This window comes from Methylosinus sp. H3A (assembly GCF_015709455.1).
Taxonomy (GTDB): domain Bacteria; phylum Pseudomonadota; class Alphaproteobacteria; order Rhizobiales; family Beijerinckiaceae; genus Methylosinus.
This window is the reverse complement of record NZ_JADNQW010000005.1, coordinates 801,439-819,778: the sequence shown is the minus strand read 5'-3', so window position 1 is coordinate 819,778 and position 18,340 is coordinate 801,439. Positions and strand designations below refer to the sequence as shown.

At 65.5% G+C, this 18,340-nt stretch carries 22 protein-coding genes and 1 pseudogene; 9 read left to right on the top strand and 14 right to left on the bottom strand.

What is annotated here, in order from left to right; all coding sequences use genetic code 11:
* Nucleotides 1-150 precede the first annotated feature (150 nt).
* Nucleotides 151-836 (top strand): annotated as a pseudogene (locus IY145_RS06945) (type 1 glutamine amidotransferase domain-containing protein).
* Nucleotide 837: 1 nt separating this feature from the next.
* Here the strand turns inward: IY145_RS06945 and IY145_RS06940 are convergent.
* The 3 genes from IY145_RS06940 to trpA are packed head-to-tail and all read right to left on the bottom strand — an operon-like array spanning nucleotide 838 to nucleotide 3,916.
* Nucleotides 838-2,145, bottom strand: coding sequence for a folylpolyglutamate synthase/dihydrofolate synthase family protein (locus IY145_RS06940; RefSeq protein WP_196407531.1), 1,308 nt, complete (start codon nucleotides 2,143-2,145; stop codon nucleotides 838-840).
* A 17-nt stretch (nucleotides 2,146-2,162) separates the two neighbouring features.
* A complete protein-coding gene (gene accD, locus IY145_RS06935; RefSeq protein ID WP_196407530.1) occupies nucleotides 2,163-3,023 on the bottom strand; it encodes an acetyl-CoA carboxylase, carboxyltransferase subunit beta in 861 nt (286 codons plus the stop codon).
* Complete coding sequence (trpA, locus tag IY145_RS06930) at nucleotides 3,020-3,916, bottom strand: tryptophan synthase subunit alpha (protein WP_196407529.1); 897 nt, start codon at nucleotides 3,914-3,916, stop codon at nucleotides 3,020-3,022. The genes accD and trpA overlap by 4 nt, the downstream gene beginning before the upstream one ends.
* A 91-nt stretch (nucleotides 3,917-4,007) precedes the next feature.
* Here trpA and IY145_RS06925 point away from each other — a divergent pair, with 91 nt between their 5' ends.
* Together IY145_RS06925 and IY145_RS06920 are read left to right on the top strand one after the other, a co-directional pair.
* Complete coding sequence (locus IY145_RS06925; protein ID WP_196407528.1) at nucleotides 4,008-4,286, top strand: type II toxin-antitoxin system RelE/ParE family toxin; 279 nt, start codon at nucleotides 4,008-4,010, stop codon at nucleotides 4,284-4,286.
* A gap of 7 nt (nucleotides 4,287-4,293) precedes the next feature.
* Nucleotides 4,294-4,620, top strand: coding sequence for a HigA family addiction module antitoxin (locus IY145_RS06920; protein ID WP_196407527.1), 327 nt, complete (start codon nucleotides 4,294-4,296; stop codon nucleotides 4,618-4,620).
* A 16-nt stretch (nucleotides 4,621-4,636) separates the two neighbouring features.
* Here IY145_RS06920 and IY145_RS06915 read toward each other — a convergent pair whose 3' ends face one another.
* From IY145_RS06915 to IY145_RS06900, 4 genes are all read right to left on the bottom strand, one after another.
* The gene (locus IY145_RS06915) at nucleotides 4,637-4,843 is read right to left on the bottom strand and encodes a hypothetical protein (protein ID WP_196407526.1); all 207 of its coding nucleotides are present in this window, start codon (nucleotides 4,841-4,843) and stop codon (nucleotides 4,637-4,639) included.
* Between the two features lie 24 nt (nucleotides 4,844-4,867).
* Nucleotides 4,868-6,115 carry a tryptophan synthase subunit beta gene (gene trpB, locus IY145_RS06910; RefSeq protein ID WP_064033784.1) on the bottom strand — a complete coding sequence of 416 codons (1,248 nt, stop codon included), beginning with the start codon at nucleotides 6,113-6,115 and terminating at the stop codon, nucleotides 4,868-4,870.
* 370 nt (nucleotides 6,116-6,485) lie between these two features.
* Complete coding sequence (locus tag IY145_RS06905; protein ID WP_196407525.1) at nucleotides 6,486-6,779, bottom strand: type II toxin-antitoxin system PemK/MazF family toxin; 294 nt, start codon at nucleotides 6,777-6,779, stop codon at nucleotides 6,486-6,488.
* A gap of 199 nt (nucleotides 6,780-6,978) precedes the next feature.
* Complete coding sequence (locus IY145_RS06900; RefSeq protein WP_196407524.1) at nucleotides 6,979-7,632, bottom strand: phosphoribosylanthranilate isomerase; 654 nt, start codon at nucleotides 7,630-7,632, stop codon at nucleotides 6,979-6,981.
* A 238-nt stretch (nucleotides 7,633-7,870) separates the two neighbouring features.
* Here IY145_RS06900 and hpnH point away from each other — a divergent pair, with 238 nt between their 5' ends.
* A complete protein-coding gene (gene hpnH / locus IY145_RS06895) occupies nucleotides 7,871-9,022 on the top strand; it encodes an adenosyl-hopene transferase HpnH (RefSeq protein ID WP_196407523.1) in 1,152 nt (383 codons plus the stop codon).
* Here the strand turns inward: hpnH and IY145_RS06890 are convergent.
* The 3 genes from IY145_RS06890 to IY145_RS06880 all read right to left on the bottom strand — a co-directional run bounded on the left by IY145_RS06890 (nucleotide 8,963) and on the right by IY145_RS06880 (nucleotide 12,038).
* A complete protein-coding gene (locus tag IY145_RS06890) occupies nucleotides 8,963-9,673 on the bottom strand; it encodes a phosphorylase (protein WP_246721829.1) in 711 nt (236 codons plus the stop codon). The genes hpnH and IY145_RS06890 overlap by 60 nt on opposite strands.
* Nucleotides 9,674-9,680: 7 nt before the next feature.
* Nucleotides 9,681-11,651 (bottom strand): squalene--hopene cyclase, encoded by a 1,971-nt coding sequence (gene shc / locus IY145_RS06885; RefSeq protein WP_196407522.1) that lies wholly within the window; start codon nucleotides 11,649-11,651, stop codon nucleotides 9,681-9,683.
* Nucleotides 11,652-11,738: 87 nt separating this feature from the next.
* Nucleotides 11,739-12,038: a helix-turn-helix domain-containing protein gene (locus IY145_RS06880; protein ID WP_196407521.1), complete on the bottom strand. Its 300-nt coding sequence runs from the start codon at nucleotides 12,036-12,038 to the stop codon at nucleotides 11,739-11,741.
* A 223-nt stretch (nucleotides 12,039-12,261) separates the two neighbouring features.
* Between IY145_RS06880 and IY145_RS06875 the strand changes: the two genes are divergently transcribed.
* The 3 genes from IY145_RS06875 (at nucleotide 12,262) to IY145_RS06865 (ending at nucleotide 14,416) form a co-directional block, all read left to right on the top strand.
* On the top strand, nucleotides 12,262-12,633 hold the full coding sequence (locus IY145_RS06875) for a Rieske 2Fe-2S domain-containing protein (protein ID WP_196407520.1): 372 nt from the start codon (nucleotides 12,262-12,264) through the stop codon (nucleotides 12,631-12,633).
* Nucleotides 12,634-12,676: 43 nt separating this feature from the next.
* On the top strand, nucleotides 12,677-13,429 hold the full coding sequence (locus IY145_RS06870) for a hypothetical protein (RefSeq protein ID WP_196407519.1): 753 nt from the start codon (nucleotides 12,677-12,679) through the stop codon (nucleotides 13,427-13,429).
* Nucleotides 13,430-13,528: 99 nt separating this feature from the next.
* The gene (locus IY145_RS06865) at nucleotides 13,529-14,416 is read left to right on the top strand and encodes a hypothetical protein (protein WP_196407518.1); all 888 of its coding nucleotides are present in this window, start codon (nucleotides 13,529-13,531) and stop codon (nucleotides 14,414-14,416) included.
* 43 nt (nucleotides 14,417-14,459) lie between these two features.
* Here the strand turns inward: IY145_RS06865 and rpsD are convergent, their stop codons facing one another.
* The 3 genes from rpsD to IY145_RS06850 all read right to left on the bottom strand — a co-directional run bounded on the left by rpsD (nucleotide 14,460) and on the right by IY145_RS06850 (nucleotide 16,732).
* The gene (rpsD, locus tag IY145_RS06860) at nucleotides 14,460-15,077 is read right to left on the bottom strand and encodes a 30S ribosomal protein S4 (protein WP_024878548.1); all 618 of its coding nucleotides are present in this window, start codon (nucleotides 15,075-15,077) and stop codon (nucleotides 14,460-14,462) included.
* 313 nt (nucleotides 15,078-15,390) lie between these two features.
* A complete protein-coding gene (locus tag IY145_RS06855) occupies nucleotides 15,391-15,762 on the bottom strand; it encodes a hypothetical protein (protein WP_196407517.1) in 372 nt (123 codons plus the stop codon).
* 139 nt (nucleotides 15,763-15,901) lie between these two features.
* Entirely contained in the window at nucleotides 15,902-16,732 is an 831-nt protein-coding gene (locus tag IY145_RS06850) for a hypothetical protein (protein WP_196407516.1), read from the bottom strand.
* A 285-nt stretch (nucleotides 16,733-17,017) separates the two neighbouring features.
* Here IY145_RS06850 and IY145_RS06845 point away from each other — a divergent pair, with 285 nt between their 5' ends.
* Nucleotides 17,018-17,320: a hypothetical protein gene (locus IY145_RS06845; RefSeq protein WP_196407515.1), complete on the top strand. Its 303-nt coding sequence runs from the start codon at nucleotides 17,018-17,020 to the stop codon at nucleotides 17,318-17,320.
* A gap of 10 nt (nucleotides 17,321-17,330) precedes the next feature.
* On the opposite strand, the gene IY145_RS06840 is transcribed toward IY145_RS06845, so the two are convergent.
* Nucleotides 17,331-17,576 carry a hypothetical protein gene (locus tag IY145_RS06840; RefSeq protein ID WP_196407514.1) on the bottom strand — a complete coding sequence of 82 codons (246 nt, stop codon included), beginning with the start codon at nucleotides 17,574-17,576 and terminating at the stop codon, nucleotides 17,331-17,333.
* A 235-nt stretch (nucleotides 17,577-17,811) separates the two neighbouring features.
* Between IY145_RS06840 and IY145_RS06835 the strand changes: the two genes are divergently transcribed.
* A complete protein-coding gene (locus IY145_RS06835) occupies nucleotides 17,812-18,288 on the top strand; it encodes a MarR family winged helix-turn-helix transcriptional regulator (protein ID WP_196407513.1) in 477 nt (158 codons plus the stop codon).
* Nucleotides 18,289-18,340 lie beyond the last annotated feature (52 nt).

The window sequence follows — 18,340 nt, the reverse complement described above, 5'->3', positions numbered from 1 at the left end:
CGTCCACGCGAGACGCTTCTTGCGCGCTTGTGGAGCAAATTTTCCCCGAATCCAAGTAGGCTCGAGCGCGCGCCCCTCATCGGGACGGGCGCCGGCCGCGGGGGCGCGCCATTTCTCCACGACGACGAGCGCGCGAACAGGGAGAAATCTATGAAAATCCTCATCGTCCTCACCTCGCACGACCGGCTCGGCGACACCGGCCACAAGACCGGCTTCTGGCTGGAGGAACTCGCCGCGCCCTATTACGTCTTCCAGGACGCCGGGGCCGAGGTCGTTCTGGCCTCCCCCGCGGGCGGGCGGCCTCCGCTGGACCCCAAGAGCAACGAGCCGGATTTCCAGACCGATCTCACCCGCAGATTCGAGGCGGATGCGGCGGCTAAGGCGCGGCTCGCCGATACGGCGCGCCTCGACAGCCTTCGCGAGGCCGATTTCGACACGGTTTTCTACCCCGGCGGCCATGGGCCTTTGTGGGATCTCGCCGAGGACGCGCATTCGATCGCGCTGATCCGATCCTTCGTCGCGGCGGGGGCAAGCCCGTCGCCCTCGTCTGTCACGCTCCAGGGGTGCTGCGCCATGTCGTCGGCGCGGACGGTAAGCCGCTGGTCGCGGGCAAAAATGTGACCGGCTTCGCCAATAGCGAGGAGGAGGCCGTCGGCCTCACCAATATCGTTCCCTTCCTGGTCGAGGACGAGCTGCGGGCGAAGGGCGGGCTGTTCTCCAAGGGCCCCGATTGGGCGCCTCATGTCGTTCAGGACGGCCTGCTGATCACCGGGCAAAATCCGGCCTCCTCGAGCCCGGCGGCCCGCAGGCTGCTGGAGGCGCTCGCCAAGGCGTGAGCTATTCGATCACCGAGCCGTTGAGCGCCAGCACGCCGGCGGCGAGGTAGAGCGAACCGGCGATCAAAATGCGCGGCGGAGTCTCGTAATTTCGTTGCGAGATGATCGCCAGCGCCTTCTCGACGCTGTCGGCGGCGGCTGTCCGCATGCCCTCGGCGCAGGCGAGGGCGGCGATCTCCTCCGGCGGCCAGCTCTTGTGCTCGCCCTCCACCGGCACGGCGACGACCTCGCGGGCGAGGCCGACGAAATGTTTGATCAGCGCGCGCACGTCCTTGGTCACCTGCGCGCCGCAGACGAAGACCAGCGGCCGAGCGTTCTTCTCCTCGAATTCGGCCATGGCTTCGGCGAGCACGCGGCCGCCGTCGTCATTATGGCCGCCGTCGAGCCAGACTTCCGAGCCCGACGGAACCAGCTCCGCCACCCGCCCGCGCGAAAGCAGCTGCAGCCGCGCCGGCCATTCCGCGCGCGTGAGGCCGGCCTCTATATGCTCGGGGCCGATCTGAGGCGCGACGGCGCGCAGGGCGGCGATGGAGCCGGCGGCGTTGGCCTGCTGATGGCGGCCGGGCAGGCGCGGCAGCGGCAGGTCCAGCAGGCCGCGCTCGTCCTCATAGACGAAGCGGCCGTTCTCCTCGCGAATATGGAAATCCTCGCCGGCGATGGTCAGCGGCGCGCCGAGCCGGCGCGCCTCGCGCTCCAGCACAGCGCGGGCGCCGTCCTGCTGTTGAAAGCCGATGATCGCCGGAACGCCGCGCTTGAAGATGCCGGCTTTCTCATAAGCGATCTTCTCGATCGTATCGCCGAGGAATTCGGTGTGGTCGTGCGAGATGGAGGTGACGATCGTCGCCTTGGGGCGCTCGATCACATTGGTCGAATCATAGCGTCCGCCGAGGCCGGTCTCCAGCAGCAGCCAGTCCGCCGGCTCCTCGGCGAACAGGGTGAAGGCGGCGACAGTGGTGATCTCGAAGAAGGTCACGGGACGCTGGCCGTTGGCGCGCTCGCAATCTTCCAGTGCGCGCTTCAGCCGCTCGTCGTCGACGAGGCGGCCGGCGAGGCGGATGCGCTCGTTGAAGCGCAGCAGATGCGGCGAGGTGTAGACATGCACGCGCTGTCCGGCCGCCTCCAGAATGGCGCGCAGAAAGGCGAGCGTCGAGCCTTTGCCATTGGTGCCGGCGACATGGATGGTCGGCGGCAGGCGCTGCTCGGGATGACCCATCTCGGCCAGCAGCCTTTCGGTCCGTCCGAGCGACAGATCGATCTTCTTTGGATGAAGGTCCAGCAAGCGCGTCAGAATCGCGTCGCGCTGATCCATGGGAGTTGCTTTCGCTCTTAGGCCGCGCGGCGCGGCGCTTTGGTCAGCAGCGCGCAGAGCCGCGCCAGAGTCTCGCGCATCTCCTGGCGCGGCACGACCATGTCGACCATGCCATGGTCCTTGAGATACTCCGCGCGTTGAAAGCCCTCGGGGAGCTTCTCGCGGATCGTCTGCTCGATGACGCGAGCGCCGGCGAAGCCGATGATCGCGCCGGGCTCGGCGATGTGAATGTCGCCAAGCATGGCGTAGGAGGCGGTGACGCCGCCGGTCGTCGGATTGGTGAGCACGACGATATAGGGCAGGCGCGCCTCGCGCAGCCGGCGCACGGCGATCGTCGTGCGCGGCATCTGCATCAGCGAGAACATGCCCTCCTGCATGCGGGCGCCGCCGGAGGCGGTGAAGATGATGAAGGGCGTGCGCTTCTCTATGGCGTGCGTCATGCCGGCGATGATCGCCTCGCCCGCCGCCATGCCGAGCGAGCCGCCCATGAATTCGAAGTCCTGCACCGCGACGGTGACGGCTGCGCCCTCGAGCTTGCCATGGGCGATCGTCACCGCATCCGTGCGGCCGGTCTTCAAGCGATATTCCTTGATCTTGTCGACATAGCGCTTGATGTCACGGAATTTCAGCGGATCGCTCGGAACTTCCGGCGTCGCGATCAGCTCATGCGCGCCATCGTCGAAGACGCTCGCGAGCCGCGCCTCCACGGGGATACGCATGTGATAGCCGGAGCCCGGCACGACATAGAGATTGTCCTCTATGTCCTTGTGGAACACGAGCTGTCCGCTCTCCGGGCATTTGACCCAGGCGTTCTCGGGCGCCTCGCGCTTGATGAGGGCTTTGATCTTGGGCGGAACGACGTTCGAATACCAGTTCATGACCAGAGCCTCGCGAGCGCTCCGAAGGCGGTTTTCAGCGAGAAGGGCTGCTCCTTCTTCGCGCCTTGCGTCCGTGCGCCGCGCACGCCGCGGGAAAGATCGGCGACGAGCTTTGTGACCGCCTCCACCGTCTGCGGTCCAGCGCGTTTCTCGGCGTCGAGCGAGCCCGCCAGCGCGTCGACCAGCGCCGTGCCCACCACGACGCCGTCTGCGTATCTCGCAATAGCGGCGGCGTTCTCCGCCGTTTTGACGCCGAAGCCGACAGCGATCGGCAGAGGCGTGCTCCGCTTGAGGCGCGCGACCGCCTCCGACACGCCCGAATAATCCGAGAGCGCCGCGCCGGTGATGCCGGTGAGCGAGACATAGTAGACGAAGCCGCTCGTGTTTTCGAGCACTTTGGGCAGGCGTTTGTCATCTGTCGTCGGCGTCGCGAGGCGGATGAAGTTCAGCCCCGCCGCGCGCGCCGGCAGGCAGAGCTCCGCATCCTCCTCCGCCGGAAGATCGACGATGATGAGCCCGTCGACGCCGGCCGCTTTCGCCTCCTCGAGGAAGGCGGCGACGCCATGGACATAGACCGGGTTGTAATAGCCCATCAGCACGAGCGGCGTGGCCTGATCTACGGCGCGGAAGGCGCGGACCAGAGCGAGCGTCTTGTTCAGCGTCGTGCCCGCCTTCAGCGCTCGCAGTCCGGCCGCCTGGATGGAGGGGCCGTCGGCCATGGGATCGGTGAAGGGCATGCCGAGCTCGATCACGTCGGCGCCGGCCTTGGGCAGGCTCTTCAACAGAGCGAGCGAGGTCTCGAGGTCCGGGTCGCCGGCCATGACGAAGGTCACGAGGGCGGCGCGGCCCTCGGCGCGCAGGGCTTGGAAGCGGGCGTCGATGCGTGTGGTCATGGCGGCAGGCGATAGCATAGGGGAGGGCGAAGGGGAATGGCGGGGTGGGGTTCGAGTTGCTTGCTTGCGGATAGCGTCATACGCTCCACATATGATACGATCCGTCAAAGGAACGGCGACGCGCCAGTTTCTCGAAACCGGCAAGTCGAAGTTCTCGGGCCTCGACGCGGAATTGGCGCGCCAGCGTCTGGCGGAGCTCGACAGCGCCGCCTCGCTCGACGATGTGCCGCAGCTGCGCAGCGTCGGGCTGCATAGGCTGTCGGGCGACCGCAAGGGCCAATGGGCGATCAAGGTCAATGGGCCGTGGCGAATCGCCTTTCGTTTCGAAGGCGGCGACGCCTTCGAGGTCGAGATCGTCGACTATCATTGAGGTCATTATGGCGAAGAAGGGCGAAGACGTCTTCGAAGCGCCCGCAGGCGGTTTCCGATTCGGGCCGGTCCATCCGGGGCGCACGCTGGCCGCGGAACTCGAGGCGCGCGGGCTCAGCGCGCATGCGTTCGCGCTGAAACTGCGCGTGCCGGCCAATCGGATCGGCGAGATCGTCGCCGGCAAGCGCGGCGTCAGCGCGGAGACGGCGCTGCGACTGGGGCGCTACTTCGGCAACAGCGCGGCGTTCTGGATGAATTTGCAGACGAAATATGATCTCGAGATCGCGGAACGCGAATTCGGCGAACGCATCAAGGCGGAAGTCGAGGCGGCGTGATCGTCGCCTCGCGCGTTCAGAGCAATTCACGGCCGATTGGCGGCGAATTCATCCAGCCTTTGGTAGCCACAGAGGGATTCGAAGGCGCTTCCGACAGAAGCTCGTCGAGCGCGTAGCGGCGCTCGACTTTCGGTGAATTGATCGGGCGGCCCGCCTTCCATGGCGCGCTGTCGCGCTTTCGGCCTCGCGGGGCGGAGCCGTAACGGTCATAGGGCTTGGACATCAGCGACCCTCTGAGCCGGCAAGCTCACATTCCCCCCAAATGCTCCGCCACGGCGAAAATATCCTTGTCGCCGCGTCCGCACAGATTCATCACCATCAGATGATCCTGCGGCTTCTGCGGCGCCAGCTCCATGACCTTGGCCAGCGCATGGGAGGGCTCCAGCGCGGGGATGATGCCCTCGAGCTTGGAGCAGAGCTGGAAGGCGGCGAGCGCCTCCTTGTCGGTGGCCGAGAGATAGGTCACGCGGCCGATGTCGCGCAGCCAGGAATGCTCCGGGCCGATTCCCGGATAATCGAGGCCGGCGGAGATCGAATGGCCTTCGAGAATCTGGCCGTCGTCGTCCATCAGCAGATAGGTGCGATTGCCGTGCAGCACGCCCGGCCGTCCGCCCGCCAGCGAGGCGGCGTGGCCGTTCTCCACGTCTAGGCCGTGGCCGGCGGCTTCCACGCCGTAAATCTCCACCGACGCGTCGTCGAGGAAGGGGTGGAACAGGCCGATGGCGTTGGAGCCGCCGCCGATGCAGGCGACCAGCGAGTCGGGAAGCCGACCTTCCGCCTCGAGCATTTGCTCCTTCGCCTCATTGCCGATCACCGATTGGAAATCGCGCACCATGGCGGGGTAGGGATGCGGGCCGGCGGCGGTGCCGATGCAATAAAAAGTGTCGGAGACATTGGTGACCCAGTCGCGCAGCGCCTCGTTCATCGCGTCTTTCAGCGTGCGCGCGCCGGACTGCACCGGGCGGACCTCGGCGCCCAGCATCTTCATGCGGAAGACATTGGGCTTTTGTCGCTCGACATCGACGGCGCCCATATAGACGACGCAGTCCAGCCCGAAGCGGGCGCAGGCGGTGGCGGTGGCGACGCCATGCTGGCCGGCGCCGGTCTCGGCGATGATGCGCTTCTTGCCCATGCGGCGGGCGAGCAGAATCTGGCCGAGCACATTGTTGATCTTATGCGCGCCGGTGTGGTTTAGCTCGTCGCGCTTGAAATAGATTTTGGCGCCGCCCTCGCCGCCGACCGCCGCCGTGAGGCCGCGCAAATATTCGGTCATGCGCTCGGCGTAATAGAGCGGGCTCGGACGGCCGACATAATGTTTCAGCAGGCTGTCCAGCTCGGCCTGGAAGGACGGGTCGGCCTTGGCCTCACCATAGGCGCGCTCGAGGTCGAGGATGAGCGGCATCAAGGTCTCGGCGACGAAGCGGCCGCCGAACAGGCCGAAGCGGCCGTTCTCGTCCGGGCCGTTGCGGAAGGAATTGGGGGTCTGCTCGTTCAACGCCGTTCGTCCTCGGGGCTGTTCGCTGCCGGTCTCTTTCAGAGCCGACTCTCATAGACGTTCAGCCGCTAGGATGAAAGCGTCAGCGGTCTCTCGTTTGGAGTCGACGTCCCCTGATCGAGCGATGCGGCGCTCGATTCGGACGCCGGGAAGAAAGGGAACGGCTCGGTCGCGCACTCGCGTCCGTTGCAGCGAATTGCTCTCGAAGATAAACGAAAGGGGACCTTTTCGGTCCCCTTCGCCTTTCACTCCCCTCGCGGAGAAACGGACACCCTTTCGGGGCCGCAGGTAACGTTACATCTAGCGATGGTCGCTAATTCCGTCAACGGAAAAACCCGTTGTTCGAGAACGCGGGCGGCCTCCACAAAAGTCAATCGAGCTTTGGAAGCCAAGCCATGAGCTTATCGATTATCAGCCTGAATTCCTGAATATCGAGCCGAGGCGTGCTCTTTCCCCAGAGCATCTGAAGTCTGGCCGTCGAAACCGTGTGCGGGTGGTTGCAGACGACGTAGGACATCTTTCCCTTCTCGATCTCGAGCGACAGCTTGTGCGCCCATCTCCCGCTCTCGCCTTCCTGTGGGTCTGTGGATGTCGGAAGGACGAGGCAGTGCCCAGTGAGCGTATGCTTGAACGACACGATGACGGCAGGGCGTGTCTTACCCATTTCGGGTCGCACCAATAAATTTGTCGAATGGCCGGAACGGCTTTAATTCGCGGACGAATACGGCGAGGCTTGTATTCAGAACCGTTTCCGGCGGATTTTATTGCATTACTGGCTGTCGGCGGCCTTTCTTCATCATTCATTTTCGAGAATGTCCCCGATAAATTCGATCGTTCTACGCAACGCTGGCGAATTTCGCGCGCTAGAGAACCGTTCCACATTTTCGCGCCGCCGCGACAAAGACCGCGATCTTCGCCTCGTCCTTGACGCCGCGGGCGCTCTCCACCCCGGATGAAACATCCACCGCCGGCGCGGCGGTGCGTCGCAGCGCCTCCGCCACATTGGCGGGGTCGAGGCCGCCGGAGAGCATCCAGTCGCCGCCGCCATAGCCGCGCATCAGCTCCCAATCGAAGACGGTTCCGGCGCCTCCGGGAACGGCGGCGTTCGGCGCGGGCTTGGCGTCGAAGAGGAGGATGTCGGCGGCCTCCCGAAAAGCCGCAGCGCGCGCGACATCCTCGGCGGTGGCGACGCCGACCGCCTTGATGACGGGCAGGCCGAAGCTCGCTTTCACGGCGGCGACGCGCTCGGGCGTCTCTGCGCCGTGCAATTGCAGCAGGTCCGGCGCCAGGGCGGCGACGATGGCGTCGAGCGTGGAATCGTCGGCGTCGACGCAGAGCGCCACCTTGCGGATGCGGTCCTGCGCAGCGCGACCCAGCGCGCGCGCCGTCTCGAGAGAGACGTGGCGCGGGCTTTTCTCGAAGAAGACGAAGCCAGCCATATCGGCGCCGGCGGCGATCGTCGCCTCGAGCGTCGGCGAAGTGGACAATCCGCAGATTTTGACGATCACGCCGGCCAAGCTTCCCTCTCGCGGCTTCCGTAACGGGGCGGCGACCCTATCATGATCCGCTCGGGCCCGAAAAACGCCACATGCTCGAGGCGAAATCGCCGGAGCCGGCGATCGATGGCTCGCCGGTTTGCGCAGTCGAGCTTTCGTGTTAGACGAAACGTTCCGACGCTGTGTTTCGCGCGCGTCGAAGCCGGGCGGCCCGCGCGCCGCTCTGTCGAAGAGCCGGTCCCTGGAAGGAACAGCTTTCTTGTCCATTCCGCTTCGCTACATCATGTCGATCGGCGGCTATATTCTCCGCCAGCATCTCGCCGGCCGGAAGCGCTATCCGCTGGTGCTGATGCTCGAGCCGCTGTTCCGCTGCAATCTCGCTTGCGCCGGCTGCGGCAAGATCGACTATCCGGACCCTATTCTCGACAAGCGCCTCTCGGCCGAGGACTGTCTCGCCTCCGTCGACGAATGCGGCGCGCCGGTCGTCGTCATCGCCGGCGGCGAGCCGCTGCTACACAAGGAGCTGCCGCAGATCGTCGAAGGCATAATGGCGCGCAAGAAATTCGCCATCGTCTGCACCAATGCGCTGCTGCTCGCCAAAAAGATCGATCAATATAAGCCCAGCCCTTATTTCACCTGGTCGATCCATCTCGACGGCGACGAGGAGATGCATGATCGCGCGGTGAGCCAGAAGGGCGTCTACAAGCGCGCCGTCGAGGCGATCGCGCTGGCGAAGTCCAAGGGCTTCCGCGTCACCATCAACAGCACCTTCTTCCAGGACGCCGATCCGGCCCGCGTCGCCGATTTCTTCGACGAGGTGAAGCGCATCGGCATAGACGGCATGACTGTGTCGCCGGGCTATGCCTATGAGCGCGCGCCCAATCAGGCGCATTTCCTCAATCGCGCCCGCACCAAGGAGCTGTTCCGCGGCATTCTGAAGCGCGGACGCGGCGGACGCGACTGGGCCTTTGTGCAGTCGGGCCTGTTCCTCGACTTTCTGGCCGGCAATCAGACCTATCATTGCACGCCCTGGGGCAATCCGGCGCGCACCGTCTTCGGCTGGCAGCGCCCCTGCTATCTCTTGGGCGAGGGCTATGTCCCGACCTTCAAGCAGCTGATGGACGAGACCGATTGGGACTCGTACGGCGTCGGCAATTACGAGAAATGCGCCGATTGCATGGTCCATTGCGGCTTCGAGGCCACGGCGGTGAAGGACGCCGTCGCGCGGCCGTGGAAGGCGGCGCTGGTGGCTCTGCGCGGCGTGAGGACGGAAGGCGATTTCGCGCCCGACATCTCGCTGGAGAAGCAGCGGCCGGCGCAATATGTCTTCGACAAGAATATAGCGACGTTGTCAGAGCTCCGAGAGGCCGAGGCTAAGGAGCGGGCCGAGAAGACGCCCACAGCGGCCTAAGGTCGCCGATGATTTGCGGAAATCCAGACCGGCGAGAATGAGATCGCCGATCTGGCGCGGCTCGCGGGCGAGATCGCGAAACACCGCCCGGAAATCGACGCCGCCGTCCGGTGTGACGGCGGAGGTGGCGAGCGGCGGCAGCGCCCGCGCCGCCGGATCATTGACCACGCGCACCACGGCGAGCGGCAGGCGCCGGCGCTCGGCGAATTCCGCGGCGATATGCGTCTCCATATCGACCACGGCGGCGCCGGTCCTCGTTCGCAGCGCCGATTTGGCCTTGGGGTCGAGCACGGGCGCCTCGACGCCGGCGATGACGCCAGAGACGATCTTGCCGCCCGAGGCGCCCAGACCTTCGCTCAGAATGGACGAGAGCTCGGCGCTCGTCGCATAGCGCTTGCCCTCGGCGACGACGGCCGAGCCGATGACGACGTCGCCGGGCCGCAGCGCCGGGTCCAGCCCGCCCGCTATGCCGAAGCTGACGACGCCGGCGAGCGCGAAGCCCTGCGTGCGCTCGAGCGCGGCGCGCAGGCCCTCTGTGTCGGCGCCGCTGCAAATCGGCACCAGACCTTCGCCCTCGGCGCAGGCGCGCTCGCTGAGCAGCCCCGTGATGATGAGGAAGCGCGGGGGCTCCACCTCATCCGGGCCGTCCAAGCGGCGTCTAGAGTCCGGTCTGGACAATTTTGCTGTTGCCCCTCTCGAGGTTACGGTAGCGCGCGAGCGCCCAGAGCGGGAAGAACTTCGCATAGCCGTGATAGCGCAGATAGAAGACCCGGGGGAAGCCCGTGGCGGTGAAGCGCTCCTCTTTCCACAAACCGTCCGCGTCCTGATTGGCTTGCAGATAGGCGACGCCGCGGGCGACCGCGGGATGGCCGACCTCGCCCGCCGCCATCAGCGCGAGCACGCCCCACGCCGTCTGCGAGGCCGTGCTCGGAGCCTTCTCATAGCCCCGATAGTCGAGCTTGTAGCTGTCGCCGTCCTCTCCCCAGCCGCCGTCCTCGTTCTGGATCGCGACGAGCCAGTCGACGGCGCGGCGCATGGCGCGATGCTCGCCCTTCAGCCCCGCGGCGTTGAGAGCGCAGAGCGTCGACCAGGTTCCGTATATATAGTTCATTCCCCAGCGGCCGAACCAGCTTCCGTCCGGTTCCTGCTCGGCGAGCAGATATTCGACGCCGGTCTTCAAGCTCGGGCTGGTCTCGATCGTGTCGCCCAGCTGGGCGAGCATGGAGACGCAGCGGGCCGAGACGTCCGAGGTCGGCGGATCGAGCAGCGCGCCATGATCGGCGAAGGGGATGTGGTTGAGATAGTAATATTCATTGTCGGCGTCGAAGGCGCCCCAGCCGCCATTCTTGCTTTGCAGCCCCTCGACCCACTCGCGCGCGCGGGCGATGCGCTCGTCATAGGGCCGGTCGGAGCGGCCGCCGTAAGAGCGATCCATGGCGGTCACCACGACGGCGGTGTCGTCGACATCGGGATAATAGGCGTTGGCGTATTGGAAGGCCCAGCCGCCCGGACGCACATTCGGTCGCTGCACGGCCCAATCGCCCTTCACATCCAGCACCTGCAACGGCGCGAGCCAATCGAGGCCTGCGCGAGCCTGCGCCTCCTCCTCCTCGCCGCCGACCTCGAGCAGCGTGTGACAGGCGAGCGCCGTGTCCCACACCGGCGAGACGCAGGGCTGGCAATAGGCCTCGTCCTCCTTGACGACGAGCAGACGCTCGATCGATTCGCGCGCGAGCTTCACGCGCTCGTCCTCGGCGGGAACGCCGAGCACGTCATACATCAGCAGGCTGTTGACCATCGCCGGGAAGATCGCGCCGAGCCCGTCGACGCCGTTCAGCCGCTCGGTCACGAAGGCTTCCGCAGCGGCGACGGCGCGCTTGCGCGGACCCTTGGGAAAATAGGGCTCGGCGGCGCGCAAGATTTTGTCGATCGCGCCGAAGAGGGCGATCAGCGCCTTATGCTGATGCGCGCCTTTGGGCCATTCCTTCACCTCGTCCGGCGGAGTCGTGAACAGCTCGCCGATATGCACGCCGAGCCGGTTGACGGCCTTCGGCTTCAGCGTCTGCAGCACCAGCAGCGGCACGAGGACGGTGCGGCCCCAATAGGAGATTTTGTCGATATGGAAGGGAAACCATTTCGGCAGCAGCATGATCTCCACCGGCATGGCCGGCACGCCGCGCCAGGGAATCTCGCGATAGAGCGCGAGCAGCGCGCGCGTGAACACATTGCTGCGCGCCGCGCCGCCATGGGCGAGGATCGCCTCCCGCGCGCGCTTCATATGCGGCGCGTCTATGTCGTCGCCGATCATCTTCAGCGCGAAATAGGCCTTCACGCTGGCGCTCATATCGAAGCCGCCCTCGTGAAACAGAGGCCAGCCGCCATGCGCGCCCTGAATGCGGCGTAGATAGACGGCGATCTTGCCCTCGAGCGCATGGTCGATCGGCTCGTCGCGGAAATGGCGCATCAGCACATATTCCGCTGGGATCGTGGCGTCCGCCTCCAGCTCGAAGCACCAATGGCCGTCGCCTCTGGCGAGCGCCCGCAGCGCTCCCGACGCGCGCGCTATGCTGTCGTCGAGCGCCTCGGCGCGCGGTTGCGGCGTCTCGATCGCGCGGGCGGTGGCGGTCATCTAGTCGCGCTCCTTCGCTTCGGCTTTCGATCGGTCATTGCGATCCTTTCGTTTCTCTCGATTTCAAAAAAATGCGCTCGTCCCGTGTTACAGACGCGCGACGCGAAGCGCGGGCGCCTCCGCGCCGCTCGGCGGCTTGACGACGATTTCGACATCCTGCCCCAATGCGACCAGGAAACGCAGCAGCCGCTCGACCGAGAACTGGCGGAAGTCGCCGCGCAGCATTTTGGACACGTCCGGCTGCTTGACCCCGAGCAGGCCCGCGGCCTCGACCTGTTTCAAGCCGCGTTCTTTCATCAGCCGGCCGATCTTGCCTATGAGTTGCGCCTTGAGCGTGTTTTCCGCGCAGGAGCCGGCGGCGGTCTCATCTGTCTCGGGCGCATTCATCGTCCGAATCCTCAAAAATTCCGGGAGTCCCCCTCCCTCATCCTTCCCCGCTTCGCGGGAGAGGGCGCTGCGAGCGCGATCCGACGCTCTCGAAACCGGTTCGTATAGTGATTTGACCATATCGTCAAGGGTCTGCCGGGGCTGGCTCGTCGATTGCTAATCGTTTCAAGGGTACGCTCCCGGTCGCAGGGAGCGTGGGTGTTTGTTCGAAAGGGGTCAGCCCATGGACGATCTTTTTGTGATTTGTCGCACAGGCCACATAGAGGACGGCCAAGCCACCGGCTTCGTCCTGATGCGCGCCTATGAGAATGGCGACAGCAATCCCTGGCCGATCATCATCACCCGCAAGGGCAATAATTTCTACGGTTTCGAGAATTCCTGCCCGCATGAGCAGATGCGTCTCGACACCTCCCCAGGCAACTTTCTCGACGAGAGCGGCAATTTCCTCGAGTGCGGGCGGCATCACTCACAATTCGACCTCGACACCGGCCATTGCTTCATCGGCCCGTGCCAGGGCGGGAAGCTGACGCCGCTCTCGCTCGTCGTCGACGACGGCGACCTCTGCATCACCGGCGTGATGTTGGCGGACGAATAAGGGGACCGAGAACCGGGATCAGAGAGGACAGCGAGGACAATTCATGACGGACATGGCGGAACTGCAAAAGCGCAAGCAGCCTCTCAATTTGGCGATCGTCTATGTCGATCCCGACGCCTTCATCGCCAATTATATGGGCTGGCTGGAGATCACGACCTTCATCACGGCGCTGCGCGCCGGCGATGTGACGGTTCCCGCCGACGGCGTCACGCCCAAGCTCACGGACCAGCAATTGAAGGCCGCCTCGGCGGTCACTTACGGCGGTGACGCGCTGTTCGCCTTCTTCATGACGGCGGCGCTCAAGGGCGACAAGGCGGCGGCCGACAAGGTCGAGGCTGCGCTCGTCGAGAGCATGGGCAAGGATTTCCCCGGCGCCACCTCGCTGTGGAGCTTCCGCACGCCGATGGATCCACCCATCAGCCTCGAGGATCATGTCGGCGCCGCCGGCAAGAAGCTGCTCATCGGCGATATTCCGCCGCCGCCGCTGCGCGCCAAGGAGAATTGGAACACCGGCATTCGCTTCTTCGAGCAGGCCCGGAAATCCAACTTCGTCCATGAGATCATGTATCCGCTGGCTCTGTGGAGCCGCGAGCGCTGGACGGACACGCTCGAGAAGGGCATCTCCTTCCTCACCCATATCGAGGACAATGTGCCCGTGCTGCGGGAAGTGCTCGAGGAAAAGCGCAACGATCAGGCATTCGTCGCCAATCTGCTGCTGAAATTGGCGCCCGCCATCGATCAGGAGCTCACCGAGGACATGGAGGGCTTCCTGCGCTCCCTGGCGCGCCGCAACTGAGCGAGCTCGAGCGCGGCGTATGATGATCTGTCATACGCCGTCGCTAGCCTCGCCCCCTTCCGATTCGCCGCCGGCGACGGGAGAAGTGGGGAGGCCGCCATGAATAATTCGCCGCTGCTCGTCGCGGTGACGATAGAGCCCAAGCTCGAACGCGATTGGGAGGAGCTCGTCGAGGCGCTCGCGCGGCTGTCCGCCGGCGCGCCCGGACTGCGCGTCTCCGATCTGGATGTGATCGGCGGCGGGATGCAGGCGCTGCTCGAAGCGGCGAGCGAGGAGCGGCTACGAGACATTGTCGCCCGCTTCCAGGAGCTGTCACCCGTCGAGGCGATCATCGGCCCCCCGCGCGTCGCTTATCGCGAGCGCCTGTCGCGGCGCCAGGAAATCGACTTCACCCATAAGCGGCCCGGCCAATACGCCCGCGTGAAGCTCATTTTCGACACGGATGGCGCAGGCGGCGAGATTTTCGAGAATCGCGCGCCGCACAGCGCCGTTCCGGCCGAATTCGTCGACGGTGTCGAGCGCGGCGTCGTCTCTGTGGTGGAGAGCGGGGTCATTCTCGGACGGCCAGTAGTGGAGCTGAAAGCGGCTCTGGTGGACGGCGCCGGCCATGGCTCGGATTCGTCGGTGCTCGCCTTCGAGATCGCCGCGCGCGCCGCGACGCGGGAGGCTCTGGCCAAAAGCAGCGAATTGCTCGAGCCGATCATGAGCGTCGAGACAGTGGCGCCCAATGACATTGCGGAAGCGGTGATCGAGGATTTGCGTGGCCGGCGCGCGCAGGCTCTGAAGGCGGAGCAGGGCGACGAGACCACGCGGATCACGGCGACCGCGCCGCTCGCGGAACTGCTCGGCTATGGCGATGCGCTGAGCGCGCTGACCAAAGGGCGCGCGAGCCAAAATCTGCGGTTCGGCCATTATGCGCCGATAGCGCCCGAGGACGATACGCCCTTCCGCCCCGCGGCGGCCGCGCGACCCAGCGCCGCGGCCTAAAAGAGACGCCGGCCCAAAAGATATTCGGGCCGGCGAAGTTCGATCAGCGCGAGTAGAACTCGATGACCAGGTTCGGCTCCATCTGCACCGGATAGGGCACTTCGGAGGGCAGCGGCACGCGCGAGAGCTTGGCCGTCATCTTCTGATGGTCGACCTCGTAATATTCCGGCACGTCACGCTCGGCGAGACCGACCGCCTCGAGGACGATGAGGATCTGCCTGGAGCTCTCCTTCACCTCGACGACGTCGCCCGGCTTCACGAGATAGGACGGAATGTTCACGCGGCGGCCATTCACTTTGATATGGCCGTGATTGATGAACTGGCGCGAGGCGAAGACGGTCGGCACGAATTTGGCGCGATAGACCACGGCGTCGAGACGGCGCTCGAGCAGGCCGATCAGATTGTCTCCCGAGTCGCCTTTCAGCCGGATGGCCTCCGCATAATATTTGCGGAACTGCTTCTCGGAGATGTTTCCGTAATAGCCCTTGAGCTTCTGCTTGGCCTTGAGCTGCGTGCCGAAGTCGGAGGGCTTGCCCTTGCGGCGCTGGCCGTGCTGGCCGGGGCCGTATTCGCGACGGTTCACCGGGCTCTTCGGGCGGCCCCAAATGTTCTGTCCGAGACGACGGTCGATTTTATATTTGGCTTCGGCGCGTTTCGTCACTTGCCGGCGTCCTTTTCTGTGGCTGCCACGCAAGGCGCGACAACGACGGGACGTCGCGCCCGGCCCCTGTCGAGGCGAGCGTCGCCGAACCACGTTCCCGCGCTGCGAGGCATTGCCTCTAGCGTCAAAAGAACGCGCCCTCCTCTGCCGGAATTCCGGCCGACAGGTCGTTCCAGGAACGGCCACGGGTGCGGGCCGGCGAAGGTCTCCCCGCGCCGGACCGAGGGTGAATATCCGCGTCAGCCGCGCAAGTCAAGAAAAAGGCCGGCTCGCGGGGCGGACCGGCCGGTTTCGGCTGAACGAGAGGCGGGGCTCAGGGCCACCAGATCGGCGCGATGCCGTCGCGATAGGGCAGAACCTCGAAGCGGCGGCGGTTCGGCAGCGTCTCCTGCATGAACCAGCTGCGCTGATTGTCCTCGACCGGCTGATAGGCGAAATAGGTGGCCTCCACCATATAGCGATTGGTCGAGCCGACCGGGACGACTGGGCCCGGATCGAGCCAGCTGCGGCGCGGAACGACGAGCGGCTGGCGCACATAGGGGATGGGGCCGGTCGCAACGACGATGGGCGTCGCATAGACGGGATGGCGATGCGCCGCGCGATGAGTCTTGGCGAGCGCGTCGCCGGCCGTCGCGAAGGCGAGAAGGCAGGCGAGACCGGCCGACAAACTGACGAAATGACGCATCCTCATCTCCTGATTCCAATAATCGACGCGATCATAACCAATCACGCCGCCGGGCGATACGGGCCGTCGTGCGGCGCGCCTCACGAAAGCTGAAAGCGATCCGACGAAAGCGCCGGGCCGCCCCTAAGCAGCGCCGAGCTCAGTGGCGCGCTGCGCGTTTTTTGGGCGCCGGCTTCGCCGCCTCCGTCTCGCCTGTGGAGGGGGCGGCGAGGCAACCGGGCCCTTCGACCTTGGGGAAGGAGCGGGCCAGCGCCTTGTTCTCGCCGGACGGCAGATAATAGACGCGGTCGAGCAGGCAGCCCATGGCGCGACGGTCCATGGGCTTTGCGCCGGCGCCGCAGGCGATGCCGGCGATCTCCATCGAAAGGCTGGCGTTGACGAGCCGCACGGCGAGACAGGAGCGCTCGCCCACGGCGGCGGCGGCCACGCCGCCGTCACGCAGCGACAATTTGATCTCGGCCGCTTCGAAGGCGCCGGCGCGGGTCACCAGCGGCGTCGGCTGGCCGATGCGGACGACGCCCAGGCCGGCCTGGGCGGCGTGGCGCGCCACATCGAGGAAGAAGTCCGAATTGCCGAGCTTCTCGCCGGCGGGCTGCAGAATATCGAGCCGCAGATAGGCCCTGCCTGTGTCGAAGCCGCCGAAAGCGTGCGTCTCCTGGCGCCCGCCCGAGGGAAGCGCCGGATCGAAGGCGATCTTCGGCTCCCTGTCGATCTCGGGAGCCTCGAGCCGGAAGGCGGCGACGCGCTCCGGCGCGACGACAGGCGCGGGGGCCGATTTGACGAGGGCCGGCGGCGCGGCGGCGACGCTTGTCGTCGCATCCTGGGGAGCGCGCACGAAGGCGAGCGACCCCGCCAGCACAAAAAGCGCCGCGACGCCCATCAGCGATGCGGCCAGATTGCCGAGCGGGCGCGCCCGTAGAGGGCCGCCCGAGACATAGGGGAGGTCATCGCCGGAAACCGACAAACTCATGACGCAACTCCAACGGCCCGACTTCACGCGGGCTTCACAAATCCTGATCGGGCCGATGTGTCCCGAGGTCGAGGTAATCTGCCCATGACCATTGGCGTTAAGCGTAAACATTCCGTTGAAAATGGCGGAGGTTGCGCTCGCCCGGCCGCGTGGGCCCTCCTTCGCGCGGCCCCGCGCGAAGGAGAGACAAATTTCGGTCAAGAAGTTCCACGAGAGAGAAAGCGTCAGACACGCCTATCCGCGCGACATCTGGTCGCTCTCATTCTGTAACGTCGAGGAAATGGTATGAAAATTCTCGTAACGGCGGCCGTAGCGACTTTGATCTCTTTTCCCGCATGCGCCGAGAAGGTCGCATTCGGCTGCCAGTTGGTGACGCAATACAGCGAAGATCAAGTCGGTTATCTTCTCGGCGAAGCCCGATCGGTCATCGGCGATCAGGAAACCAATCGTATCTACGGCCATTACGTCAGCCTGCGCAGCGCCTGCCAATATGACGGCGCCGCCACCCGCGTGGTGAATCTCCCGCCGGCCTTGCGCGATCTGCTCGCTCAAAACGGCGTCGACATCCGCCGCTTCGCGCGGCGCTGAGACCGGCCCGTCAGTGACGGCGGCCGCGTTTTCGGGCGGCCGCAGCCCCCTGAATCTGCGCCTTGCACGCCCGACTGAGGCCGCCGATATTGGCCTTCAGACAGTTCTCCACCGCGGCGGCGTCGGGCACATAGCGCTCGCAGAATTTATAGGCGTCGTCCGTGCAGGCCGAGCGTTGGCGGGTGGTTCCATGAGGGGCGGCCTCGGCCGACGCCGCGCAGGCCAGCAAGAACGCGCATCCCAAGAGCAGCCTCATCCCCGTCCTCCCTCTGAGCGTTCCGCGCCGGAGCGGCGCTAAATTGCCACAATCGAGATTTTAGGCCCGGGGGTCTCCGCGGCAATCGGCTCACATGTTCATCCTAAATAGGGCCCAACCCGCGCGAGGACGACGCTTGGGACGCGAGCCGGCTCGGGCGGGGGCTTGAAATCGGCGCGGCGCACCTATTTAATAAGCACACTTATCAAAAGCATCGCTATAGAAAGTTCGCTCAATGCCTTCGCCGCCGCCGACGACTTTCTGCTTCCTGCTGCATGACGCGGCGCGGCTGATGCGCAAGCGCTTCGAGCAGAACGCCCGCGAATTGGGCCTGACGCGCGCGCAGACCCAGGCACTGGCCTATCTGTCGCGCAATGAGGGCGTCAGCCAGTGCATCCTCGCAGAAATGCTCGATCTGGAGCCGATCACCCTCGGCCGCACGGTCGACCGGCTGCAGGCGCTGGGCCTCGTCGAGCGGCGACCGCATGAGACCGATCGCCGCGTATGGCTGTTGTTTCTGACCGATAGGGCCTGGCCCCTCGTCGAGGCCATCGCTCCGATCTCCGAGGCGACGCGCCAGGAGGCGCTCGTCGGCGTCAGCGATGAGGATCGGGCGACCTTGATGCGCGTGCTGGAGTCGGCGCGCGCCAATCTCATCGAAACGATGAGTTGTTCCGCGAAGAAGGCGAAGGCGAGGAGCACGGGCGGCTGAGCGTTCTGTAGGAAACCCCGGCGAGAGGGATGCGGACGGCGGCGCGCGCATC